Origin of the sequence: Thermophilibacter sp. ET337, from assembly GCF_024733715.1 — a bacterium.
In the GTDB taxonomy this organism is placed as follows: Bacteria; Actinomycetota; Coriobacteriia; order Coriobacteriales; family Atopobiaceae; genus Thermophilibacter.
In genome coordinates this window covers 64,681-88,687 of sequence record NZ_JANRHO010000007.1, presented here as the reverse complement: position 1 = coordinate 88,687, position 24,007 = coordinate 64,681, and the positions used below count along the sequence as shown (strand labels likewise).

Here is a 24,007-nt window from a genome sequence, read left to right as displayed (position 1 = left end):
GGGCGCGGCGTCTGCGTAGTGCCAGTCGCGCCGCGCCCCTTCGTACAGTCAATCTGTCAGAGATGCTGAGTCATGGCGATTAGATGCCGTTCTCGTCGATGTACTCCTGCGTGATGGTCTCGCAGTCGGCGTAGCCCTCCTCCATGATGATCTTCTTCTCGGTGACCTCCTCGCCGGCCTCGAGCTTGTCGATGATCTCGAGGATGGTGGAAGCCTGGTAGGGGTTGCACTGGCCGTCGTAGTTCCAGTTGCCGGCCATGACCTCCTCGAGGGCCCAGGTGTTGTGGTCGAAGCCCATGATGATGACGTCGCCGTCCTTGCCGTGGGTGATGCCGGCGGCATCGAGGGCGGCCACGGCGCCACGGGCCATGTCGTCGTTCTCGGCGTAGATGACGTTGAACTCCTGGCCGGAGTCGATGACGGACTGGGTGATCTGCTGGGCGGTCTCGGCGTTCCAGTCAGCGGTCTGCTGGACGACGAGGTTCCAGTTGTCGTTGGCCTCGACGGCGGCGTTCAGAGCGCCGGTGCGGCCGACCTGGGCGGCGGAGCCCATGACGCCCTGGATGTGGATGATGTTGTAGGTGTCGAGGGCCTGGTCGGTCAGCCAGTCAACGGCGGTCTGGCCCTCGGCGTCCATGTCGGAGACGACGGCGGCCACGTAGAGGGACTCGTCAGCGTCGACGACGCGGTCGAACAGGATGGTCTGGGTGCCGGCGTCCAGGGCGTCCTGGAGCGGGGTGTCCCAGCCGGCGGTGTCGGCGGCGGAGACGAGCAGGTACTTGACGCCGTTCTGGATGAACTGCTGAGCGGAGGCGATCTGCTCCTCGTTCTTCATGCTGTAGGCGAACTCGGCGGCGAAGCCGTTCTCCTCAGTGAAGGTCTCCTTCATGTCCTTGTCGTTAGCGGTGCGGTAGCCGGACTCGTTGGGGTCGTTGTTGATGATGCCCACGGAGATGAGCTCGCCGCCGGCCTGCTCCTCGCCGCCCTCGTCGCCGCCGTCGTCAGCAGCGGGCGTGGTGTTGTTGCAGCCCGCAAGCGCGAAGACGCCAGCAGTGCCACCCGCGACCTTGAGGAAGTTCCTTCTCGAAATGCTCATGTTCCCTTTCCCCTTCCTTGAACCTTACGTTCATTCCTGCCTTGCGGCAGCTCTACCAAACCACAAGTAAACAATCATGGACTGTTTACTTATTCGGCAAACCCTAGGAACGCATCCGGTCGCAGGTGAGAGGGCCCCCTCGTAGCTACTCCCCTTTGGACGACACGCGACGCTGTCTTATGAACAGCCTCTTGTTGCCGTGCAAAGGGCGGGCGGTCCGGCGGCCCCTCCTATGCGCCATCTGGTCCCGCATTCGCTAAGCTTTTTTTACGCCTTGCCAACCCGAGGGCAAACCGTTCAACCCGCCGAGCGGCAGACTTTCGTCTGTAAACGTAATGTTTAGATTGTGTTTACACGAGGTTCGCTCGTTTTTGACGTTCTTTGTTTAGAAGTGTTTAGATACGCCGCAGGCCGGTGGCAAGCGTGGCGCTGGCGCCGTCTACCTGCTGATTTACAAGTGTTGGCGAGCATAAACGCCCTTGGCCAAGCAAGCCCGAGTCAGGCGGCTGCCAAACGTCTTTTCCTGAGCAACGGTTGCCGCCTGCGCGGCTAGCGGCGGTTCGCCCGCCAGAGGCTCCAAAGCCCGCGCAGGGTGAGCGTGGCGTCCACCTGCGCGTCGTGGCGCAGCAGCGCCGAAATCGCTTCGGCGCCGTCCCCGGTGACAACGACCGTCGCAGGCTCGCCGAGCTCCGCCATCACGGCGTCCAGCAGACCGTCGATCCGCGCGACCTCGCCGAGCACCACGCCCGACTGCATCGCCGCGCGCGTGTTGCGCCCGATGACCGCGGCCGGCGCGCGCAGCTCGATCATGGGCAGCCGGGCCGCCGCCGCGGAGAGCGAGCGGGCCCCCAGCGCCACGCCGGGCGCGATGATGCCGCCGACGAAGGTCCCCTCGGCGTCCACGACCTCGAAGTTGGTGGTCGTGCCCAGGTCAACCACCACGACGGGCGCGCCATAGTCCTCGCGGGCGGCCCGAACGTCGGCCACGCGGTCCGCGCCCACCTCGGAGGGGTCGTCGTAGCGCATCTTGAGGCCCGTCTTGAGGCCCGGCCCCACCACGAGCGGCCGGGTCCCGCACGCGGCGGCCAAGGCGCGGCGCCAGACGTCGGTGAGCGTGGGGACCACGCAGGCGAGGATGGCCTCCCCCGGAACGCCCTCCCCCATCAGCGAGAGCGCCTGCGCGAGCTGCATGCGCGCCTCGTCCACGGTGAGGCGCCCGCGGGTAGTGAGCTCCCAGGTGCTCGCGAGCTCGTCGCCCACAAAGAGCCCGAGCCGCGTGTGGGTGTTGCCCACGTCCACGGCAAGCAGGTTCTTCTCGGCCACGCTGTTCTCGTCACGCGCCATGCGTCCTCCAAAAGAAGCCCCCGGTTCCAGAAAAGGGATCGGGGAATGGGTATACTATGGATGATGGCAAGGCCCGCTGTGATGGGCTGGGTCGCGCCGGATATGAGTGGAGCGGGTCGCTAGTTCGCTAGGCTAGCGGCCCGACTCATGTTCGTCGTTGGACCTGCTCGCTTTGGACAGGAACGTCAAGACTCCGTTGACAAGGCCGAGCAGCGTACCGGCCAGCTTCAGGATTTCAGTCAGGAGTTCCATGGGGCTCACCTCCCTTCCGGGAGGCGCGACCCAGCGAACGAGACCTTGTTGTCAACCGCCTTCGATTTTACTTCATGGGCCAAACGCCTCGGCGCGCCGGCTTCTGCCATAATCAGACGGTCCCAGAAACCCGACTCCCCGCCAGGGGGAGCGGATATTCGAAGGAGCACATATGAGCGAGAAGGGCTCTCGCGCCTCGTGGCGCGGGCAGCTGAGCCCCGTGGGCATTGCCATCGGGTGCCTCGGCTGCGTTATCATCACGGCGTCCTCGGTCTACACCGCCCTCAAGCTGGGCGCGCTGCCGTGGCCGACCATCTTCACCTCCATCGTCGCGCTGTTCTTGCTGCGTGCCTTCGGGCACCGCAGCCTCAACGAGGCCAACGTCACGCAGATCGTGATGTCGGCCGGCTCCATGGTGGCCGGCGGCCTGGCCTTCACCATCCCCGGCATCTGGATGCTGGGCCTTGCCGACGAGGTCAGCTGGGTCGAGATGCTCGTCGTGGCGCTTTCCGGAACGCTGCTGGGCCTGGTGTGCACCGCGGCGATCCGCCGGCGCTTTGTCGACGAGTCCGACCTCGAGTACCCCATCGGCACCGCCGCAGCCGAGACGCTGATGGCCACCCAGACCGGCGGCGTGACGGGCAGGCGCCTCTTTGGCTCGATGGGCCTCGCGGGGCTCTGGTGCGTCGCGCGAGACGCGCTCGGCCTCATGCCCACGCTGCTGGCGCAGCTGCCCATCCCCGGCGTGAGCTTTGGCATCTACAACTCCCCGCAGATGCTCGCCGTGGGCTTTCTCGTGGGCGGCTTTGCCGTGGCGTTCTGGTTCCTGGGCGCGCTCGTGGGCAACTTCGGCATCATAGTGGGCGGCCTCGCCGCGGGCCTATGCGACGTTGCCACCGCGCAGGGGATCGTCTCCAGCCTGGGCATGGGCCTCATGATGGGCTCGGGCGCAGGCGTGGTCCTCAAGGACATCCTGCCCCACGCGGCGAAGCTGCTGCGCGGGCACGCGACGACGGATGACGCGGCGGGCGAGAAGGGCAACGGCGCCCGCGGCTGGAGCCGCCTCGAGCGCGGCACGCTCGCGCTCATGGTCGCGGCGGCGGCGCTGCTCGTGTGCATCGGGCTGGGCCTGGGGCCGGTCGTGGCCGTGGCGGTGGTTCTTCTCGCCTTTGTGACCACGATCATGAGCGCTCAGTCCGTGGGCCAGACGGGCATCGACCCGATGGAGATCTTTGGCCTCATTGTGCTGCTTGCCGTCGCGGCCTTCTCCGACGCGAGCCAGGTGCAGCTCTTCTACGTTGCCGGCGTGGTGGCCGTGGCGTGCGGCCTCGCGGGCGACGTCATGAGCGACTTCAAGACCGGCGCGATCATTGGCTCGAGCCCGCGCGCGATGTGGGTGGGCCAGGCCATCGGCGCGCTTCTGGGCACCGTGGTGGCCGTGGCAGTGCTGTGCACGTTGGTCGCCGCCTACGGCACGGATGCGTTTGGCCCGGGGCAGCTGTTTGTCTCCGCGCAGGCGAGCGTGGTGGCGACGATGGTCTCCGGCATCCCGAGCGTGCCCGGGTTTGTGATCGGGCTTCTGGGCGGCGTGGCCCTCTACTGGGCGGGGCTGCCGGCAATGATGTTTGGCCTGGGCGTCTACCTGCCGTTCTACATGTCCCTCACGGCGGCGCTCGGCGCGGGCGTCAAGTGGGCCTACGAGCGCGTCTGCGCGGCGCGCGGCGGCGAGACGGCAGGGGGCGCGGAGGAGAAGGGCGTCGTGGTGGCGTCCGGCGTGCTCGGCGGCGAGTCGATCGTGGGCGTGGTCATCGCGCTCGCGAGCGTGGTGAGCGGCCTGTCCGGCTAGTTCTGCACGTTGGGGACAGTCCCCAACGTGCAGGTGCGCCAGGTGAGCGAGGCGGCGAGAGGATCGTTCTTCTCGCCGCCTCTTTGCGTCCGCTACTCCTCGCCGCGGTTCTCGTGGCGCACGAGGCGCCGACGGTAGAGCCAGGTCTCGTGACGGTTGTCCCAGAGCTTGAACGCCTCGGCCACGAGGGTGGGCACCACCGAGAGCGCGAGCGAGCACGCCCAGCTGAAGGGCCCGATGGGCGCCAGGCCAAAGACCGCGCCCACGGGCTCCGCCAGCACGAGCGCCGAGAAGGCCGCGATCACCCCGAGCGCGCTCCACACGAGCGGCATGTTGTCGCGCACCGTGCGGCGAAAGACCGAGCCGCGCGTGCGGACCGTGAAGACGTGCAGCACGCTGGTGAACGCCACCACGAGGAAGCACATGGTCTGTCCCGCCTCGAGCGACGGCCCCTCCCCGCCCGGCAGCCACGCGAAGGCGCCCAGCCAAAACGCGAGCAGGCCCACCGCCGCAAACGCCACGGTCTGCAGCGCGATGACGCGCGTGATGCCCGAGAAGAAGCTCTCCGTGCGGCCGATCGGCCGGCGCGCCATGATGCGCTCGTCGCTCACATCGTTGGCGAGGTTGAGGCCGGGGATGCCGTCGCCCAGCACGTTGATGAGCAGCAGCATCACGGGGGTGAGCGGCGTGCCCCAGCCCATGAGCTGGGCGCCCAGCATGACGGCGATCTCCGAGAGGTTGCATGCCAGCAGGAAGTAGACGGTCCGCTTGATGTTGGAGAAGACGTTGCGCCCCTCGCGCACCGCCTCCACGATGGTGGCAAAGTTGTCGTCCGTGAGGACCATGTCCGCCGCGGCCTTGGCGACCTCGGTTCCGGAGCGGCCCATGGCAACGCCCACGTCCGCCGCCTTGAGGGCCGGGGCGTCGTTCACCCCGTCGCCCGTCATGGCGACGACCTCGCCCTGCTCCTGCCACGCCTCCACGATGCGAATCTTGTCCTCCGGGGAGACGCGCGCGTAGACGGAGTACGCGCGCACGTTCTCCACGAGCTCCTCGTCGGTCATCGCCGCGAGCTGACGCCCCGTGACCACGGGCGCCCCGGCGCGGATGAGCCCCAGCTGTTGCGCGATGGCGCCGGCCGTCGCCGCGTGGTCGCCCGTGATCATGACGGTGCGCACGCCCGCGCGTCGCGCGAGCGCGATGGCCTCCGCAGCCTCCGGGCGCGGCGGGTCTATGAGGCCAACGATGCCCTCGAACGTAAGGTCGCGCTCCAGGGACTCGAGGTCCCCGTCCGTGGGAAGCTCGTCCACCACGCGGCTGCCCAGCGCGATCACGCGCAGCGCGTCGTGGGCAAAGGCGTCGTGGGCGGCCTGGCGCTCGGCGCGCTCGGCCTCGCTCGCCGGCGCAAAGGGCAGCCGGTCGAAGGCGCCCTTGGTGAGCACGAGGAAGCGGCCATCCGGTAGCGAGTGCACGCTCGTCATCATCTTGCGGGCGGACGAGAAGGGCACCTCGCCCACGCGCGGGAGCTCGGCCAACAGCGCTTCGCGCGTCTCGCCGGAGGCGGCGAGCAGGCGCATGATGGCGGTCTCGGTGGCGTCGCCCACGATCTTCTCGCCACCCTTGCCGTCAGGCTCGACGGTAGCGTTGCTCGCAAGGGCAAGGCGGCGGAGAAGAACCAGCGCCCGCGGGTCCTCCGCGCGCTCCCCCACCTCAGCGGCCGGCGCGCCCGGAACCCAGACGCGACGCACGCTCATGCGGTTCTGCGTGAGCGTGCCCGTCTTGTCCGAGCAGATGACCGAGGTCGAGCCCAGCGTCTCCACCGCGGGGAGCTTGCGGATGAGGGCGTGCCTCTGCGCCATGTTGCGCACGCCGCGCGTGAGCGTGAGGGTGACGATGAGCTGCAGGGTCTCCGGAACGGCGGCCACGGCCAGGGAGACCGCGGCGAGCATCATGGCCCAGAACTCCTCGCCCTGCTGAAGGCCCGTTGCCAGCAGCGCCACGGCGGCGAGCACCGCCACCGCGCTCAACCCGTGCACCACGCGGGCGAGCCTGCGCTGCAGCGGTGTCTGGATCTTCTGGGCGTCGTTCAGGAAGGAGGCGATGCGTCCCATCTCGCTTGCCATGCCCGTGGCGGTGACCACGGCGCGCGCGTTGCCCGCCGTGACGAGACAGCCCGAGAAGACCATGTTGGCGCGGTCGCCGAGCGGCGCGTCAGGCTCCGCCAGGGCTTCCGCGTCCTTCTCGGCCGGCTCGGACTCGCCGGTGAGCGAGGACTCGTCCACCGCGAGGCCCACGGCCTCGATGAGGCGCGCGTCCGCCGGCACGAGGTCGCCGGTCTTGAGCAGGACCATATCCCCGGGCACCACGGCCGCGGTGTCGACCTCCGCGCGGGCGCCGTCGCGCAGCACGAGGCAGGTGGGGCTGTTGAGGTCGCGCAGGGCCTCGAGCGCGCGCTCGGCCCCGCGCTCCTGCGTCACGGCCAAAACGACGTTCATGGCTATGACGGCCAGGATGACGACGGGCTCCACGTAGCCGTGGCCCTCGCGCACGGCCAGTGCGAGCGAGAGCCCCGCGGCGAGCAGCAGGATGAGGTTGGCTACGTCCTTGAACTGCCGGAGCACCATGGCGGGCAGGGACTCTGGCTTGGACTGCTGGTACTCGTTGGGGCCGTGTGCGGCGATGAGGTCGCTCACCTGCTGCTCGTTGAGCCCGTAGTCCGGGTTTGAGGAGAGTTTTTCGATGGTCTGAGCTGCGGTGATGCTCCAGTATTTCATGTCCCTCGTCTCGTGTTCGGGGGGCGGATACTCTTACTTTAATACCATCGAGATACTAGGATTATGCGGCGACGGCAGCCGGAACCAGAACCTCTCCACAGGTCGTGAGCTGCGGCGCATTGCGTCGGCACCGCGACAGGCCACGTCGCGGCGCCGACCAGGTGTGACCCCTGCGGAAGCGTCGCCCGCTAGGCGAGCAGGACGGCAGCTCCCAGGGAGATGAGCAGGGGCAGGGAGATGATCGAGAGGATAGTCGTGGCGCAGACCGTGAGGACCGCGGTCTTGTAGTCGCCCTCGTACTGAGCGGCGTAGATCGCCACGTTGGCGCCCGTGGGGGCGGATGCCGCGATGAGCAGCGCGAGCCCGACCTCGCCGTGGCCCCACGGGAGCGCGGCGAGCAGAAGCAGCGAGAGCAGCGGCACCACCACCAGGCGCATGCCGCAGACCGCCCACACGCCCCCGGACGTCGCAAAGTCCCGCAGCTTCACCTGGGCGAGATACGAGCCGCAGACGATCATCGCCGCCGGGGTGTTGAGCCCGGCGATCGTGGCGAGCACGTCGCTCGCGAAGGCGGGTTCGGGCGCGCCCAGGGCATACAGCGCGAGCCCCAGCGCAAACGAGATGATGATGGGGTTGGTCATGACGGCGCGCGGCCTCACGCTCGCGCGGTCCCCCGTGATCATGAGCACGCCCACGCTCGCCTGCAGGGCGTTGAGCCACCCGATCATGCAGACGATGTAGATGACCGCCCCCTCCCCCATCGCGGCCTCGACGAGCGGGATGCCCACGAAGCCCGCGTTGGAGAACGCGGAAGAGAACGCCAGGAGCCCGTCGCGGCGAAACGCCACGCGCGAGACGACGATGGCAAGCGCCAGAAGCGCGAGCGCGAGAAAGAACGTCTCCACGATGACCTGCGTGGTCCGCGCGGTGCGCTCGGTCCAGAGACTCCGCACGATGACCACCGGAATCACGACGTAGAGCAGCAGCGACCCCAGGTCCTTGGCGCCCGGGCCGCCCATGCGCCCCGTCTTGAACAGCGCCACGCCAACCGCCATGAACACGAACATCTGGGCGATCTGAGCAAAGATGACGGTCCCGTAGCTCACCTCTCGCCATCTCCTCCCAGACGCTCCGAGCAGATCCTGGCCAGGGTCCTGCGGTGGGCGTCGGTGCGCTTGCCGGCGTAGACCTCGAGAAAGCCCATCTTGGTGCCGGACACCACCGCGTCGACGCGCAGGCCGCCCAGCCCGCCGGCGGCCTTGAGCGACGAGACGTCCTCCCAGCGACCCGCGCACGAGAGCTTGGTCGCCCACGTCGACCCAAACGCCGCAATGCCCCGGTCCGTCACGAGCAGCGCGCCCGTGGCCCGCTCGGGCACGGGGACAAACTCGTGAAAGACGGAGAGCTCGCCGAGAAGGACGAGCAGCACCTCGTCGTCTTGCTCGAGCAGCGCACTGGCACCCGCGAGGTTGGCGCGCGCCGCCCGGCCCGGATGGACCCTGTCCGCCCGAAGCAGCGCGGCCACGTCCGCGCGCAGGCCCGCCGCGCTACTCGTCGTCATCACCCATCTCGAAGGTGAGGTCGTTCATGACGACGACGCCCTGACGCGCCTCCTCGACCATGCCCCTGACCTCGTCGAGGGTGACGTCGCCCGTCACCATGGCGAGCTGAAGGAGCAGCGGGAGGTTCATGCCGGCGACAAGGACGGTGTTCTCGCGCTCGAGCCAGGGCATCACCGTCTGGTTGGCGCTGCCGCCCATGAGGTCGGAGCAAATCACGACCTGCTCGTCACCGCAGGCGTCGAAGAACGCCGAGACGTCCTCGGCGAGCCCCTGGGCACCGCGCTCGATGGAGACGCAGGCGGAGGACACCTCCCTCATCCCAAAGAAGTTGGAGAGGACGCTGGCCATTCCGGCGGCGAGATCCCCGTGGCTCACGAGCAGCAGCTTCATCATGACTCCTGTCAAAAACGGGGGTGGGCCGCCCCATGACGGCCCACCCGAGGCTCACGCGTACTAGGCGCAGATTCCGAGGGCGCCGAGAACGATGGCGACGATCATGACGATCCAGACCATCTTTCCAGGGCTCATGCCCTTGATGTCCAGGCCGAGATAGATGGCAAGCATGGTGACGAGGTTCATGAAGCTCGGGAGGATCCCGTTCAGAAGCTCGTCGAGGTTCTGGGTGAGGTCGCCAACCGTCCAGGAGATCGCGAGGTGCACGTCAACCGTCGAGACCGTGAGGGCACCGATGACGATGATGCCGAGGATGGCGCAGGCGTCCGTCAGGTGCGCGAGGGAGCGGCTCTTCTCGGTGATAAACGAGATGCCCTTGTCGTAGACCGTGTAGGACAGACGCCAGAACACGAGCCAGAGCAGGATGTTCACGGCAATGGCCATGAACCAGCCCACGAGCGAGCCCTCGAGCGCCGAGTAGGACGCGATGGCCCCCACGACCGTGGGGAGAAGGACCCACACGATCGAGTCGCCGAGGCCGGCGAGCGGGCCCATGAGGCCGGTGCGGACGTCGACCGCCGTCTGGGTGGCGTCCGGGTCGCGCGTGGTCTCGATGGCGAGGGCGGCCATGAGGATCAGTCGACCGAACCAGGGGTGCGTGTTGAAGAACTTGTAATAGGACTTGTACTTCTCGCTCAGGACCTGATCGTCCGGATAGAGCTTCTTCATGGCGGGGTGCATCGACCAGACCCAGCCCGCCGACTGCATGGTCTCGTAGTTGAAGCAGATCTGGGCGCTCATCACGTAGCGAAGCAGCACCTGGGAGAGGTCCTTCTTGGTGAGGCGCTCCACTCCCTGCTGCGGCGCCTGGGCGCCGGTGGTCTCGACGTTACTCATCTTCCATGTCACCCCCAGCAACGGCAACGGCCGGCATCGCGGAATCCTTCTCGAGGTCCTGGAACACGTAGACGCAGATCACGACGCCGATCAGGGCGATCGCGAGCACGCTGAGCCCCGCGTAGGAGGCAAGGACGTAGCCTAGGATCAGGAAGTAGCCGTACTTCTTGATGGGCAGGTAGTGCAGCAGGATGGCAAAGCCCATCGCGGGGAGCATGCCCGCGGCGACGTCAAGGCCGGTGGAGAGCCACGCCGGGAAGTTGTTGACGAGCATCTCGACGGCGCCGGAGCCGGCGGTCATGAGGATGGCGATCGGCAGCGCGTTGAGGCCGAGCATCGCAATCTGGGACGCCCAGGTCCAGGTGGCCATGCCCTTCCAGTTGCAGTTGTCGGAGCACGCCATGGCGCGGTGGATGAAGAACGAGCCGCTCATCTTGCCGAGGACGTCGAGCTGGACGCCGAGCGCGGCAACGGGCACGCCAACGGCGAGCGCCGTGGAGAGCGCCTCGTCGCCCGCCTGGCCCATGCCGATGGCGAAGACGGTGCCGGCGATGCAGCCGAGCTGGTAGTTGGGAACCGAGGACCCGCCGTAGCCGGCGAGGCCGAGGCTCATGAGGCACATCGTTCCGCCGACGAGAAGACCGGTGTTGAGGTCGCCCATCACAAGACCGCAGAACGCTCCGATGCCCACGACCTGTGCGTAGTACAGAATCTGCAAGTTGTACTTGTGCCACGTCATCAACGCCGTGAACAGCGTGATGACAACTATCTGAAACACGTTGAACATCACAGACCCCCTTCTTTGTTTGTAGTTGTCAGTGCTTGCCCTTGCCCATAATCGCGTCTGTCGCCTCTAGCCGAGCAGCGACCCCACGTCCTGCTCCGTGTCGCCGGGCAGGAACCGAACCGTGATCTTCACACCCCCATCCCTCATCTCGCGCAGCATGTCCCTCTCCTCGTCTGAGACGCGAACGGTCTTGTCGAGAACCGTCACGTTGCCGGTGTTCTGGGTCACGTTGCCCAGGTTGAGCTGGGGCATGGGAACTCCCGCGCGGAACAGCTCGTAGGCGCTGCGGATGTAGCGGAAGACGCAGAAGACGCGCTGGTTCGCGTACTTGCCGGCAAGGATGTTGTTTGTCGCCTTGGTGCAGTCAATGACCGAGAGGGCAACGCCGGGCGGGCAGGCCATCTTGAGCGACGCGCGCACGACGTCATTGGTCGAGGCAGGACCGTCGACCACCATGGCGCGCGTTGCCTTGGAGATGGGCACCCATTGGGTTGCCACGATGCCGTGCAGCATGCGGTCGTCGACCCTGAAGTGAATGATTCCGGTTTCCATGTCTCTCCTATCCTTGTCCGTGGCCGTGGAACAACGTGGTCGCGGCCCTCTGTGCGCTCCGACCCTAGCGAATGCGGTCGGCGAGGTAGAGCAGGTTGCCCTCGCGACCGTCGACGCGACGGCCCGTCGCGGGGTCGGTCTTGGCCGCCCGCAGGCACGGCGCCCCGTTATGCTCCGCAGGCTCCGCGGCGTCCTTCCCGGCGAGCACGAGGTCGCAGAGCTCCAGGTTGTCCTCGAGGACGCGCTTGGTCGAGGCGCAGGTCCCGTGCTGACGGAGCACGATGGCATAGCGCCCCTCGTGCTCCTTGAGGCGCAGCAGGCTCTCTCGATAGCGCTCGACCGTCGTGGAGTGGGGCAGCATGATGAGCGTGCCCACGCCGCAGGCATCGCCAAAGATCGCGATGCCCTCCTCCACGACGAGCGGCACCATCATGCCCGGGGTGTGCCCGGGAACGGCGATCATCTCGACGGTGACGTCCCCCAGGTCGAAGACGTCGCCGTCCGCCAGGGGCCGCATGACGCTTGCGTCAACCCCGGCGAAGTCCTCCGGCACCACGTCCTTGAAGTCAGGGTGGCCGCACGAGTCGACCTTGGCGCGGCGACGCTCGAGGGAGCAGAACTCCTCGTAAATCTCGATGTCGAGAGGACTCATGCGACAACTTTCGAACTGCGCGGCACCGGCGGCATGGTCGATGTGGCCATGCGTGATCACGACGTCATAGGGCTTGCCGTCGAGCAGACCCTCGACATAGCCCCGCAGATCGCCGACGCCATAGCCGGTGTCGATGAGCAGGGCGCGGTCTGAGCCCTCAACGAGATACATGCAGACGTCACCGTTCCCGCAGATGCGACGAACGTGTCCCGAAATCGTCTCGGTGTAAAAGTGAACCATGGCCTTCTCCCAACGTCTCTAAGCTATGGCGTCATCCGTGGGCCCATAGTACGAGTATTGAATGGTACATCCATCCATTCGTCGGTAAACGGTAATTTCATTCAATCAATCGCTCGCCGCAGGTTTGAGCTGACATACCGGCAACACCATGATTTAGCGTGCGTTTTGTTGTATTGTGGGCGTAAGTTGCAAGGGTGCTGAATGATTAATTCTCATTTTGCATCATCGGTGAACGGCTCATTCATTCACTACATTCGAGAACGAGGTCCCCCATGGATGCCCTCTCCCTCATCGAGCTGCACAGAGACAGCTACACCGCTCGCGAACTCGAGGTGTACGAGGCCGTCAAGGCCCATCCGGAGGCCGTCCTCGGAAGCAACGCCACGCAGTTCTCCGAGGCGAACGGCTTCTCCCAGAGCGCTGTGAGCCGCTTTTGCAAGCGCGCGGGCTTCGAGGGGTACGGCGACTTCCGCATGGCCATGCACCAAGCGGTCTACCAGCGCAGCCACGATCAGTCAACCCGGCGCGAGGGCAGCTACTCAGAGGACGTCTTCAGGCTCAGCTCCCTGATTGAGGAGTCGGTTGACCAGGCCGAGGTCAGCCATCTCGTGGCGAGGATTCGCTCCTCCCGGCGCACCTACGTGCTCGGCATGGGCGCGAGCAGCATCTCGGCACGCGTTCTTGCGCTCGGCCTCACGTTGAGGTCCGTCCCATCGGAGTTCGTCGAGACCGGCTGGGAGGAGGAGTCGCTCCACTGCGTGGACAACGAGGACACCTACGTCATCTTCTCGGCGAAGAATCCCTCGTTCAGCGGTTTTCTCGCAACCGTGTCTGGCCTGCGACCCGAGATGCGTCCGCACGTCGCGCTCGTGAGCCTCACCGACCACCACCCGCTCAAGGACTTTGTGGACCAAAACATCGTGCTGCCGCACAATGCCGCGGCCGGCAGCGCGTACCTTGACTCCTTCGTCTCCTCGACCCTCTTTGCCGAGCTGCTGGCAAACCTTGTCGGGCAGGATGACTAACAGCCCTGCGCTTCCCTGAGAGCTGAGAGCTGCGCCCGGCGCCGGCCCGCGTGTACCGCGGGCGCCGCTTGCCGTATGATTGAGCACGTCATGCGCTCCCGAGGAGGTTCCCATGGACATCGTGTCCATCGTGCTTGGCGTGCTCGCGCTCGTCACCGCGCTCACGCCGTTCATCTGGCTGCAGGTCATCGGCGGCTTCGTGGGCATCGCCGGCATCGTGCTCGCGCGGCGCGCCAAGAAGGCCGACTACCGCAAGAGCCTCACCACGGCCATCGGCATGCTGTGCTCCGTCACGGGCGCGCTGCTGTGCTTCGTTGCGCCCGTGCTTTCGCTGATCAGCAACATAGCGCTCGCCTTCATGACTAAGTAACGGCCGCGAGAGGCTCTTGCGCTCTTTTTTCTCTGCAATATCGCCCTTCGATCCATTTTCGCGAGCGCCGCTTTGCAAAACCTCCGTTCAATCCATGGGATTTTGGGGGCTGCACTCCGTCTGGCGCGACCGCACATTACAGAACCGCAGGTCAGCGCTATATCAAATATTGTATTTTCTCAACAAAGCACTTTTGGTCCATTTTTCCATGGATCGAAGGGTCGTTTTGCATGGAGCCTCAGCGGAATATGGACTGAAGGTCAGTTTTGCAGGCAGGGTCCCGATAGCCGATACCCTGAATTAATCCTTCGTTGTCTGGGTATCAATTATGTGACGCAACGTTGCCAATAGAAAGGACCTCCCATGAGCTCGCTCGTTGCTTTCTTCTCCGCAACCGGTACCACCGCCCGCGTAGCCAAGAACCTCGCCGAGGCCATCGGTGCCGATCTCTTTGAGATCGTCCCTGAGCGGCCCTATAGCCCCGCGGACCTGGACTGGCGTGACGAGAACAGCCGCAGCACCCATGAGATGAACGATGACGCCTGCCGTCCCGCCGTTGCGGGCGGCGTGGGCAACATGGACGCCTACGATACCGTCTACGTGGGATTTCCCATCTGGTGGTACGTCGAGCCGCGCATCATCGACACCTTCCTTGAGACGTTTGACTTCTCCGGCAAGACCATCGTGCCGTTTGCCACGAGTGGTAGCAGTGGGCTAGGCAAGGCGCCGCAGCGCATGGCGTCGCTCGCGCCGGGCGCCACGGTCCTCGAGGGACGCCTGCTCAACGGCAATCCCAGCACGGGCGAGCTGCGCACCTGGGCGGAGAGCGTCGCGCTCTAGTACGCCCCCGCTGACGACGGTCGCACAAAACCGCAGTTGGCCACGGCGGCGGCGCGGCAAAGGCATACTAGCCCAACAAAGCGGGCCGCGGGAAGGAGGGCCCGCGGCCCGCGCAGTCACTGGGGTCCGGCCTACCCTAGGCCCCGTCCGTTGCTGGCGATGCAGCGCTGGTACCAGTAGAAGCTGTCCTTGCGCTCGCGCGAGAGGTCGCCCGTGCCGTCGTCGAACTTGTTCACGTAGATGAAGCCGTAACGCTTGGCCATCTCGCCGGTCGAGAGACTCACGAGGTCGATGCAGCCCCACGGCAAGTATGCGATGAGGTCAACGCCATCGTCGATGGCCTCCCCCATCTGTCGCACGTGCTCGCGGAAGTACGAGATGCGATAGTCGTCATGGATGCACCCGTCCGCAGGGTCCTTCTCGTCGTAAGCGCCCAAGCCGTTCTCGACAACCATGATGGGCACCTGATAGCGGTCCCACACCTCGTTGAGCATGTAGCGCAGGCCCTTGGGGTCGATCTGCCAGCCCCAGTCGGAGACCTCGAGGTAGGGGTTCTTCACGCCGCCAAGCAGGCTGCCCTCGGTGATGGGCGCGTTGGGATCTGTGCTCACGCAGAACGTCATATAGTAGCTGCAGCTATAGAAGTCCACCGTGCCGGCGCGCAGTTCCTCGGCGTCACCCGGCTCCATGCGCACCTCCACGCCCAGCTCGCGGAAGAGACGCTTGGCGTAGCTCGGGTAGTACCCGCGAATCTGCACGTCGGGGCAGAGCCAGTTGATCATGCGCATCTGCCGCTGCGTGGCGAGGACGTCGTCCGGGTTGGGCGTGTATGGGTAGTCCGGCAGCGCCACGATCATGCAGCCGATCTTGAGGTCCGGGTAGTGCTCGTGCGCGTAGCGGGTCACCCGCGCGCTCGCCACGAACTGGTGGTGCATCGCCTGGATGCGCTCCTGCGGGCTGTCCACGAGCGTGTCGAGCGGCCCGGAGAAGCCGCGCAGGTTATTGGTGGAGTTGAACGCCCCCGTGTAGAGCAGGTCGCAGTTGACCTCGTTGAACGTGAGCCACCACTTCACGCGGTCGTGATAGCGGTCAAAGAGCACGCGGCAGAAGCGCTCGAAGAGCTCGATGACCCGACGGTCGCACCAGCCGTTGTACTTCTCGACCAGCGCGTAGGGCAGCTCGTAGTGAGAGAGCGTGATCAGCGGCTGGATGCCGTGCGCGAGCAGGCAGTCGAAAAGGCGGTCGTAGAACGCGAAGCCCGCCTCGTTGGGCTCCGCCTCCTCGCCCGTTGGGAAGATGCGCGTCCAGTTGACCGAGGTGCGCAGCATCTTGAAGCCCATCTCGGCAAAGAGCTCGACGTCCTCCTCGTAGCGATGATAGAAGTCAATCGCGTCGTGACTCGGGTAGAGATAGCTGGGGTCGAGCGAGGGCTCCACGCGCCGGGGCACGCCGTGCGCCCCGTTGGTCACGACGTCGGGCATGCTCGCGCCCTTGCCGTCAATGTCCCACGCCCCCTCGACCTGATTGGCCGCGATGGCCCCGCCCCAGAAGAAGTTCTCAGAAAACTGTGCCGACATGGTGGCCTCCTTGTCTGAATGTCCCGGCGAGAAGAACGTCCGCTAGGCACTCGCCGTGATGACGCCCGCCTTGACGTCCACGCTCACGGGCCCGCACTCGTCGGCGTTAGTCACGATCACGGGGGCGACAGCGCTGTAGCCGGCTGCCTTGATGGCGTCGACGTCAAACTCCACGAGCAGCTGCCCCTTAGTCACGCGATCGTCCTGCTTCACGTGGGTTGTGAAGCCCTTCCCCTCGAGGTTGACGGTATCCATGCCAATGTGGACGAGCAGCTCGACGCCGGTGTCGCTCATGAGACCAAGGGCGTGCCCTGTGGGAAACACCACGCCGTCAACGGGCGAGAAGGGCCGGCGTGCCGCTTTTTTCAAAACATGAAAGCGGCTGGCGCATCCCTCCGCGCCGAGTGAGAGGAACGCGCGAGAAGGACCTCGATTCTGAGGCACTTCTCGCACGTTCCTTTTGCTCGAAGCTCGGTTGGCCACCCGATGAGGGTATCCCCAAAGTGGTGTAAATTGGGGACTGTCCCCAATTTACAGATGCGGAGGCACATGTCGCACAAGTTGGTCAAGATCGTGTCGCTGGTGCTGGGCAACCTACTCGTGGCGCTTGCCGTCACCTGCTTCATCGTCCCGCACGGCCTTGTGCTCGGCGGGTCGACGGGCATCGCGCTGATCGTCACGCACGTCGTCCCCCTGCCGCTCTCGCTGGCGGTGCTCGTCATCAACGCCGTGCTCTTCCTGCTGGGCGCGGCCTTCCTGGGGCGCTCGTTCGCCGCGTCGACCATCTTCAGCACGATCGCCTACCCGCTCGCCATGTCCGTCCTCGAGACGCTCCCTCTGGACCACCTCACCAGCGAGCCGATGCTCGCCGCCGTGTGCGCCGGCGCGCTCATGGGCGCGGGCGCGGGCCTCATCCTGCGCGCCGGCGGCTCGACGGGCGGCAGCGACGTGATCGCGCTCATCGCGCACAAGTACCTGCACGTCAGCGTCTCCGCGCTGCTCTGGGTGATCGACGGCTGCGTCATCGCCGGCCAGATCCCCTTCTCCAACTTCGAGCAGACGCTTCTGGGCGTGCTCGCGCTGACGCTGCTCACCATCGTGATGAACCGCGTCATGGTCATGGGCCGCTCGCAGGTGCAGCTGCTCATCTTCTCGTCCGAGCACGAGAAGATCCGCGAGAACATCCTGGGCGAGCAGGACGCGGGCGTCAGCGTGATTCCCATCGAGCAGGGCTACACGCGCCAGGAGGGCAGGGCCCTGCTCAGCGTGATCCCCCGCCGCAAGCTCTGGACGATCCGCGAGATGATCACCTCCGTCGACCCGGCGGCGTTCTGGGTGATCTCCGAGGTGAGCGAGATGCGCGAGCGCCAACTCCGACGCCGGGCGTAAGGGCTGCCCCGACGCCTGGGTTGACAATATAACCTGACGAGATTGTCACTCCGGGAACCAGGGTCATCCCGGGCTCAAGGGTCGCACGGCCGGACCTTAGGTCGCGGTAGCAGCCAACGCTGTCGTGATCGGTAAACGAGATGATGCCCGCGCCCTTTGCGGCCAGCATGTCAATGAGCTGCTGCGCGGTGCAAGTCCCGTCCGAGTGGACGCTGTGCATGTGCAGGTCGATTATCGGGTCGCCATCGCCCATGTCTCTCCAACCTCTGTCACAACGGCCTTCTTTGGCTACTCTAGTAGGACAGAGGGACGAAAGGCGCATTTCGTCCGCCAACGCCGGCATGAGGCCGCCGATGGCAAAGAGGGGCCGCGGAATCACCGCGACCCCATGCCGGCAGCCTCGTTGGAGTGGAGAAGGACGTCGGTGCGCCTGGTCCTCTCTACGAGCTCCTGCGCCACCCTCGGCAGGACCCCGTCATTCAAACAAGCCATGCTCCCCCGCCATGAAATCGGCGAGATTGAGGTGCCTCACGCCCTCGCGTCCCTGGAGAAGCGGGTCGAGGGTGAAGAGGAAACGCGGGTAGCCGTCGCGAATATAGCTGAAAGGCCGATACTCACGATCTTCGGTCGCGCGGTCCGCGATGCTCATCGCCACCTGAATGTAGGCGTACGCGTTGCGCTGACGGGCAATGAAATCGCACTCGAGCTTCCCGATCCTTCCGACGGAAAGCCGGTAGTCCCTGGCTCGCAGATACAGGTAGAGCACATTCTCGAGCGAGGGACCGTAGTTGAGACGGACGTCTACGTTGCGAGCGAAGTAGATGCCCGGATCCGCAAGATAGTACTTCTCCTCCCCGCGCAGCGACTTGCGGGACTTCAGGTCGAAGCGGGGGCAGCGGTAGAGAACCTTGGCGTCGACCAGCGTCTGGATGTAAGAGGCGATGGTCCTGCGCTGCACGCGGATCTTCTCGACGTTGGTGAAATGGTCAACCAGATTCGTCAGGCTCGTCGGCGCGCCGAAGTTGTTGATGAGGTACGTCATGACCCGGTTGAAGGTGTCGACGTGCCGGATCTTCTTCCGTCCCTTGATGTCCTTCTCGATGATCTGGTTCACAACATCCTCGATGTAGCGCGCCTTCGCGTCCGGATCATCGTATGCGAGCGACCTCGGAAAGCCCCCGAAGCGCAGGTAGTCCTCGAACTCGCGGCGCGCGTCTCCGACCTCCCTGCCCAGATGGCGCTTCATCCCCAGGTACTCGGCAAACGAGAGCGGGAACATCTCGAACTCGACGTAGCGGCCCGTCAGCTTGGTCATGAGCTCGCCGGAAAGGAGGTAGGAATTGGAGCCTGTGATGAATATGGAGAAGCCGCCGTCCGCGTTGTACGCGTTAACGACCTCCTCGTACCCCTCGACGTTCTGCACCTCGTCGATGAAGAGGTACTTGAAGTCGTCGTCCGCCAAGCGCTTCTCGATTGCCGCCTCGAGCTGGTCGGGCGTCTTGATCGACCGGTTGCCCCGTTTCTCGAGATCGAGGTAGACGATGTCCTTATCGGGGACCCCGCGTTCCTTGAGCTCCTCGATGACCGTCTCCATGAGGCTTGACTTGCCACACCGCCGTATGCCCGTGATGACCTTGATGATGTCATCATCGTAAAACGGTCGAATTTTCTTGAGGTACTGTTCGCGACGGTATAGCTTCATGAAAATCGCCCCCTGGCTCCAGTATAGAGTCAGGGGGCGTTATTCGCGGTTTAAGGCACCAACTTTTTTATTTTTACGGAAGTTGGTGTCTTAACTATGTTATTCCCACTCGATCGTACCCACGGGCTTGGGCGTGAGGTCGTACGTCACGCGGCAGATGCCCGGCACCTCGGCGAGGATGCGGTCGGTGATGCGCTTGAGCAGCGCCCAGTCGAGCTCGGGCACCGTGGCCGTCATGGCGTCGACGGTGTTGACGGCGCGGATGATGGCCGGCCAGTCGTAGGCGCGCTTGCCGTCGCGCACGCCCGTGGCGCGCATGTCGGGCACCACGACGAAGTACTGCCACACCTTGCCGGCGAGCCCCGCCTCAGCAAACTCCTCGCGCAAGATGGCGTCGGCCGCGCGCAGCGCCTCCAGGCGGTCGCGCGTGATGGCGCCGAGGCAGCGGACGCCCAGGCCCGGGCCCGGGAACGGCTGGCGCTCGACCATGCCCTCGGGAAGGCCGAGCGCACGGCCCACCACGCGGACCTCGTCCTTGTAGAGCAGACGCACGGGCTCCACGAGCTCAAACTGCAGATCGTCGGGCAGGCCGCCCACGTTGTGGTGCGCCTTCACGCCGTCGGACTCCACGATGTCCGGGTAGATGGTGCCCTGCGCGAGGAAGTCCACGTCGTCGGCGACCTTGCGGGCCTCCTCCTCGAAGACGCGGATGAACTCGGCGCCGATGATCTTGCGCTTGCGCTCGGGCTCGGCCACGCCGGCGAGCAGGTCGAGGAAGCGGTCGGTGGCGTCCACGTAGACCAAATTGGCGTCCATCTGGTTGCGGAACACGTCAATGACCTGCTCGGACTCGCCCGCGCGCATGAGGCCGTGGTTCACGTGCACACAGATGAGCTGCTTGCCAATGGCCTTGATCAGCAGGGCGGCCACCACGGAGGAGTCGACGCCGCCGGAGAGGGCGAGAAGCACCTTCTTGTCGCCGACCTGCGCGCGGACGGCCTCGACCTGCTCGTCGATGAAGGCCTGCGCCAGCTCGGGGGTGGTGATGCGCGCCATGTCGTCCGGGCGCTTGTTCGGGAGGTCCATGCGGGGCTCCTTTGCTCGGGGCTTCAGTTACCTGATTGTACCGCGCCGCCCAGGTTGCAGTGACCTCACGCCCGCGGCGGGACGATGACGTCGTAGCGAACGGCCTTGCCCGTGACCTGGTAGCTCGGCTTGGCGCCCGCGAGCAGCGGCCCCTTGGGCGGCCGCTTGATCACGACCTTGCGCGGGCGGGCCGAGAGCGCCGCCTGGAGCAGCTCGTCCTCGTTGTCGCAGGGGCACTCGAGATGATGCAGCAGCTGGAACTTCTTCTTCACCGCCGCGCTCTTGGTGCGCTCCGGAAACATTGGGTCGAGGAACACCACGTCAGGAGAGAAGCCCAGATCGCGCAAGCCGGCGACGGAGTCGCCCTCGACGAGCGTCATACGGGAGACCGCCGGCGCCAACGCGACGTCATCAGCCGCGCGCTCGAGCGCGTCACGCAGGAGTGCGGCGATCACCGGGTCCTTCTCGAACAGCGTGACCGTAAAACCGGCCGCCGCCAGGAGCAGGGAGTCCTCCCCCAGCCCGGCAGTGGCGTCCACCGCCGTGGGGGCCTCGACGCCGCGAACGCGCGCCGCACGCACAAGCAGCTCGCGGCTCAGCCGGTCCGGGCGCAGCCGGGGCAACAGGGCCGAGAGGTCCGCGCGGAGCACCATGCCATCACCCGCGAGCGCGAGGCCCTCTTCGTCATGACGCAGCTCGAGGCCGGAAGCGCTCGATGAAAGGTTGGCGTCGAGCATCGAATCCTCCGTGTGCAAAATCGCTCTTCAATCCATATTGTCACGCCGGCGCGAACAAAACCTGCCTTCGATCCATGAGTTTTTTCCTCAAATCCGGGCATTCGAGCGTCCGTCTTGAGAAAAAGCCCAGTTGGCGCTTCAAACGCCAGAGCCAAATCTCCCCCGGCGGGCCAAAAGTCCATGGATCGAAGGCGGGTTTTGTCCGCGGCGACCCGAGCATATGGCTTGGAGACGGAAATTGCAGGCCTCCGCCAGATTGACGCGCGCGTGATTTAGGATACGCAGGGCGAAGGTGCGCGACAAAGGGAGCATGGCATGGAGCAGACGTCGGAGATCTCGAGACGGCCAAAGGTTCCCGTGAGGCTGGGCCTCACGGTCATCTGCGCGGGCGGATTCATGGACGCATACTCATACCTGCTGCACGATCACGTCTTTGCCACGGGCCAGACCGGCAACATCGTGCTTCTGTGCATGAACCTCGCCGAAGGGGCATGGCTCGGCGTGGCCCACTACCTCGTCTCGATCTGCGCGTTTGTACTGGGCATCATGCTCTCGCGCCACGTGCTCGTGCGGGTCCACGGACACGCGACCCACCGGATGCAGCGCTGGGTCGCCGTCTTCGAGGCTGCCGCGTTTGCGGCGATTGCCCTGCTGCCCGCATGGGCTCCCGACCTGCTCGTTAACAGCGCCATCTCCTTCTGCGCGGCCGTATCCTACGAGAACTTCCGCCAGTTTGGCACTAAGTCCGCCTACGCGAGCGTATTTTGCACCGGCAATCTCCGCTCCTTCGGCGAGACCCTTTACGACGGCGTGTTTGGCGGCGACAAGCACGAGCTTCACCGCTCCGCGCGCTATGCCGGGCTGGTGGCCTCGTTTTGCGTCGGCGCCGTGGCGTGCAAGTTCTTGATCGACGCCACGGGCCAGCTCGCCTGCCTTGCGATCAGCGCGCTGTTTCTGCTGTCGCTGCGCTTCATCACAGATCCCGAGGCATAGCCTCCCGCCGGTCTAACAGTTGACAGTGACGTCAGGTTATATTGTCAACCTCACCGCGGGTTGACAATATAACCTGACGTCACTGTCAAAGACGACAACTGGCGGGGCTGACGTGCGGGGGCGCCCGGACGGCTGCGTGTCGGGCGCCCCCGCGCTCTCACGCCGTCGCGCGCTCGTCTGCGGGGGAGACGGAGGACGGGCGCTTGTCGAACGTCGTGATCATGGGGGTGGTCAGCAGCCCGAGAAGCACGATGACGCCGCCGACGGCATAGGCGATGCGCGTTGACTCGGAGCGCGCCCGCGCGTCGATGCGCACGAGCTCCTGGCGCTCGGCGTCGGTCATCGGGATGCTCTGGAGCTGTCGCTCAAACTCCTCGTTGCTGCCGAGGTTGACGCTCATGGAGACGAGGTCTCCGCGGACCTGGGAGGAGAGGGCGGTGTCGGACGCGGCGCCGTCACGCACCATGCTCGTGATGCCAAAGAGCAGGACTGCTCCCAGCAGCGCCACGCCCACGGCCTGGCCGACGTTGCGCATGGTGCTCTGGATGCCGCCGGACTGAGAGGCGTCGCGCTCGGGCAGCGCTGCGGCCACCACGTTGCTCGCATGCGAGGCGACGGTGCCCGCGCCCACGCCGGCGAGGAATGCCCCGAGGTAGACGAGGACTGCGCTGGCGCCCGTCGACGTGACCGAGAGCGCCATCACCGTGAGCGCGGCGGCCATGGTCACATAGCCCGTCTGGATGACGTGGCGCGGGTTGGCATGCGGCATCAGCTTGGGGATGCCAAGCGAGAGCGCAAAGGTGGGAAGACCTGTCACGATGGAAATCGTGCCCACGTCGATGGGCGACCAGCCGGCAACCAGCTGCAGGTACGGAGCCATGAGGATAGACTGGGCGCCCATGAAGAAGAACATGACCGCGTTGGCGACAAGACCCGCGAGGACCTGCGGAGTCCCGAGGAAGGAGCTGGGCAGCAGCGCGATGCCGTCGCGCTGCTCCACGTTCTTCTCGACCCGCACGAGCACCGCCAGGACCAAGAGGCCCAGGGCCACGGAGGGCAGCGCCGGGGAGATTCCGAAGACGGTGAACGGACATCCGGCGAACGGCTCGATGAGGCCCCAGCTCGAGACGCTCGAGAGGCCCACGAGCACGAGGAACAGGCCCGCGGCGGCAAGCGCCACGCCGAGACCGTCGAAGGGAAGTTTCTCGCTGGACTGGGCGACGCGCGGCAGGCGCAGCGAGAGCGCCCCCACCACGACGAAGTACGCAGCGAGCAGCAGGAAGGTCGGCCGCATGCCGGCGGTCTCCATGACCACGCCGAGAATGAGCGGCAGCACGGCGGAGAGCCCCGAGGCCGCTCCGATGCACCCAAAGGCGACCATGCGGTTGTGGCCTCGGTACAGCAGCGGAACGAGCCCCAGGACAGAGGGGACGAGCAGGCTCGCGCCCAGCCCCACGAGCACGCGCCCGACCCAGATGAAGACGGCCATGCTGGGCGCGAAGGCGAGAACCACCTCGCCGATTCCGCACACGAGCGCGCCGGTGCGGAAGGTCCGCGCCCAGCCAAGGATAGTGCCGAGCAGGCCGCCCGCGATCATGAATGCGCCGCCCACGAGCGGATAGACCATGTTGGCGAGCTGGATCTCGGCGGTGGTGGCGCCGAGATCGGTGGTGAGGGCCGAGGCGGCGAGCGACAGGGCCCCGTTGTCCCCGCTCGTGCCCATCTGGGCCAAAATCAAGATGATGATCGGCAGGACGAGGAAGCGCTCCTTCGCGGCAGACGCTCCCGCCGGCCCCGCGCTGACGGCAGGACTGTGCATGGTGTCTCTCCTTTTTGGCATCTGTTAGTTGGGGACAGCCCCCAATTCACATATGCACGTTGGGGACTGTCCCC

Annotated in this window: 22 protein-coding genes; 6 read left to right on the top strand and 16 right to left on the bottom strand. The window is 65.7% G+C overall.

Annotated elements, in window-relative coordinates:
• Window positions 1-79: 79 nt before the first annotated feature.
• Both NW198_RS07515 and NW198_RS07510 read right to left on the bottom strand, forming a co-directional pair.
• On the bottom strand, window positions 80-1,096 hold the full coding sequence (locus NW198_RS07515; RefSeq protein ID WP_258340613.1) for a substrate-binding domain-containing protein: 1,017 nt from the start codon (window positions 1,094-1,096) through the stop codon (window positions 80-82).
• A 549-nt stretch (window positions 1,097-1,645) separates the two neighbouring features.
• Window positions 1,646-2,440 (bottom strand): type III pantothenate kinase, encoded by a 795-nt coding sequence (locus NW198_RS07510; protein WP_258340612.1) that lies wholly within the window; start codon window positions 2,438-2,440, stop codon window positions 1,646-1,648.
• Window positions 2,441-2,864: 424 nt separating this feature from the next.
• Between NW198_RS07510 and NW198_RS07505 the strand changes: the two genes are divergently transcribed.
• Window positions 2,865-4,538 carry an OPT/YSL family transporter gene (locus NW198_RS07505; RefSeq protein ID WP_258340611.1) on the top strand — a complete coding sequence of 558 codons (1,674 nt, stop codon included), beginning with the start codon at window positions 2,865-2,867 and terminating at the stop codon, window positions 4,536-4,538.
• 92 nt (window positions 4,539-4,630) lie between these two features.
• On the opposite strand, the gene NW198_RS07500 is transcribed toward NW198_RS07505, so the two are convergent.
• The 8 genes from NW198_RS07500 to NW198_RS07465 form a co-directional block, all read right to left on the bottom strand.
• Window positions 4,631-7,312, bottom strand: a complete 2,682-nt coding sequence (locus NW198_RS07500) for a cation-translocating P-type ATPase (RefSeq protein WP_258340610.1) — start codon at window positions 7,310-7,312, stop codon at window positions 4,631-4,633.
• Window positions 7,313-7,500: 188 nt separating this feature from the next.
• Window positions 7,501-8,418 carry an AEC family transporter gene (locus tag NW198_RS07495; protein ID WP_258340609.1) on the bottom strand — a complete coding sequence of 306 codons (918 nt, stop codon included), beginning with the start codon at window positions 8,416-8,418 and terminating at the stop codon, window positions 7,501-7,503.
• A complete protein-coding gene (locus NW198_RS07490) occupies window positions 8,415-8,873 on the bottom strand; it encodes a hypothetical protein (RefSeq protein ID WP_258340607.1) in 459 nt (152 codons plus the stop codon). The genes NW198_RS07495 and NW198_RS07490 overlap by 4 nt, the downstream gene beginning before the upstream one ends.
• Window positions 8,860-9,264: a PTS sugar transporter subunit IIA gene (locus NW198_RS07485; RefSeq protein WP_158094551.1), complete on the bottom strand. Its 405-nt coding sequence runs from the start codon at window positions 9,262-9,264 to the stop codon at window positions 8,860-8,862. The genes NW198_RS07490 and NW198_RS07485 overlap by 14 nt, the downstream gene beginning before the upstream one ends.
• Window positions 9,265-9,327: 63 nt before the next feature.
• On the bottom strand, window positions 9,328-10,164 hold the full coding sequence (locus NW198_RS07480) for a PTS system mannose/fructose/sorbose family transporter subunit IID (RefSeq protein ID WP_087314404.1): 837 nt from the start codon (window positions 10,162-10,164) through the stop codon (window positions 9,328-9,330).
• On the bottom strand, window positions 10,157-10,951 hold the full coding sequence (locus NW198_RS07475) for a PTS sugar transporter subunit IIC (protein ID WP_087314406.1): 795 nt from the start codon (window positions 10,949-10,951) through the stop codon (window positions 10,157-10,159). The genes NW198_RS07480 and NW198_RS07475 overlap by 8 nt, the downstream gene beginning before the upstream one ends.
• A gap of 66 nt (window positions 10,952-11,017) precedes the next feature.
• Entirely contained in the window at window positions 11,018-11,503 is a 486-nt protein-coding gene (locus NW198_RS07470) for a PTS sugar transporter subunit IIB (RefSeq protein ID WP_158094552.1), read from the bottom strand.
• A 64-nt stretch (window positions 11,504-11,567) separates the two neighbouring features.
• Complete coding sequence (locus NW198_RS07465; RefSeq protein ID WP_087314408.1) at window positions 11,568-12,395, bottom strand: MBL fold metallo-hydrolase; 828 nt, start codon at window positions 12,393-12,395, stop codon at window positions 11,568-11,570.
• Window positions 12,396-12,667: 272 nt separating this feature from the next.
• Here NW198_RS07465 and NW198_RS07460 point away from each other — a divergent pair, with 272 nt between their 5' ends.
• The 3 genes from NW198_RS07460 to NW198_RS07450 all read left to right on the top strand — a co-directional run bounded on the left by NW198_RS07460 (window position 12,668) and on the right by NW198_RS07450 (window position 14,630).
• On the top strand, window positions 12,668-13,420 hold the full coding sequence (locus tag NW198_RS07460; protein ID WP_258340605.1) for a MurR/RpiR family transcriptional regulator: 753 nt from the start codon (window positions 12,668-12,670) through the stop codon (window positions 13,418-13,420).
• Between the two features lie 112 nt (window positions 13,421-13,532).
• The gene (locus tag NW198_RS07455) at window positions 13,533-13,790 is read left to right on the top strand and encodes a hypothetical protein (protein WP_258340603.1); all 258 of its coding nucleotides are present in this window, start codon (window positions 13,533-13,535) and stop codon (window positions 13,788-13,790) included.
• Window positions 13,791-14,153: 363 nt separating this feature from the next.
• The gene (locus tag NW198_RS07450) at window positions 14,154-14,630 is read left to right on the top strand and encodes a flavodoxin (protein WP_258340602.1); all 477 of its coding nucleotides are present in this window, start codon (window positions 14,154-14,156) and stop codon (window positions 14,628-14,630) included.
• 131 nt (window positions 14,631-14,761) lie between these two features.
• On the opposite strand, the gene NW198_RS07445 is transcribed toward NW198_RS07450, so the two are convergent.
• Window positions 14,762-16,207, bottom strand: a complete 1,446-nt coding sequence (locus NW198_RS07445) for a glycoside hydrolase family 1 protein (protein WP_258340601.1) — start codon at window positions 16,205-16,207, stop codon at window positions 14,762-14,764.
• A 42-nt stretch (window positions 16,208-16,249) separates the two neighbouring features.
• On the bottom strand, window positions 16,250-16,651 hold the full coding sequence (locus NW198_RS07440; RefSeq protein WP_258340600.1) for a PTS glucose transporter subunit IIA: 402 nt from the start codon (window positions 16,649-16,651) through the stop codon (window positions 16,250-16,252).
• A gap of 105 nt (window positions 16,652-16,756) precedes the next feature.
• Here NW198_RS07440 and NW198_RS07435 point away from each other — a divergent pair, with 105 nt between their 5' ends.
• Window positions 16,757-17,596, top strand: coding sequence for a YitT family protein (locus tag NW198_RS07435; RefSeq protein ID WP_258340599.1), 840 nt, complete (start codon window positions 16,757-16,759; stop codon window positions 17,594-17,596).
• A 475-nt stretch (window positions 17,597-18,071) separates the two neighbouring features.
• Here NW198_RS07435 and NW198_RS07430 read toward each other — a convergent pair whose 3' ends face one another.
• From NW198_RS07430 to NW198_RS07420, 3 genes are all read right to left on the bottom strand, one after another.
• Window positions 18,072-19,298 carry an ATP-binding protein gene (locus NW198_RS07430; RefSeq protein ID WP_258340598.1) on the bottom strand — a complete coding sequence of 409 codons (1,227 nt, stop codon included), beginning with the start codon at window positions 19,296-19,298 and terminating at the stop codon, window positions 18,072-18,074.
• A 99-nt stretch (window positions 19,299-19,397) separates the two neighbouring features.
• Window positions 19,398-20,384 (bottom strand): glutamine-hydrolyzing GMP synthase, encoded by a 987-nt coding sequence (guaA, locus tag NW198_RS07425; protein ID WP_258340597.1) that lies wholly within the window; start codon window positions 20,382-20,384, stop codon window positions 19,398-19,400.
• Between the two features lie 65 nt (window positions 20,385-20,449).
• Window positions 20,450-21,121 carry a class I SAM-dependent methyltransferase gene (locus NW198_RS07420; protein WP_258340596.1) on the bottom strand — a complete coding sequence of 224 codons (672 nt, stop codon included), beginning with the start codon at window positions 21,119-21,121 and terminating at the stop codon, window positions 20,450-20,452.
• A 315-nt stretch (window positions 21,122-21,436) separates the two neighbouring features.
• Here NW198_RS07420 and NW198_RS07415 point away from each other — a divergent pair, with 315 nt between their 5' ends.
• Window positions 21,437-22,114, top strand: a complete 678-nt coding sequence (locus NW198_RS07415; RefSeq protein WP_258340595.1) for a YoaK family protein — start codon at window positions 21,437-21,439, stop codon at window positions 22,112-22,114.
• A gap of 157 nt (window positions 22,115-22,271) precedes the next feature.
• Here the strand turns inward: NW198_RS07415 and NW198_RS07410 are convergent, their stop codons facing one another.
• Window positions 22,272-23,933, bottom strand: a complete 1,662-nt coding sequence (locus NW198_RS07410; protein ID WP_258340594.1) for an MFS transporter — start codon at window positions 23,931-23,933, stop codon at window positions 22,272-22,274.
• Window positions 23,934-24,007: the final 74 nt, after the last annotated feature.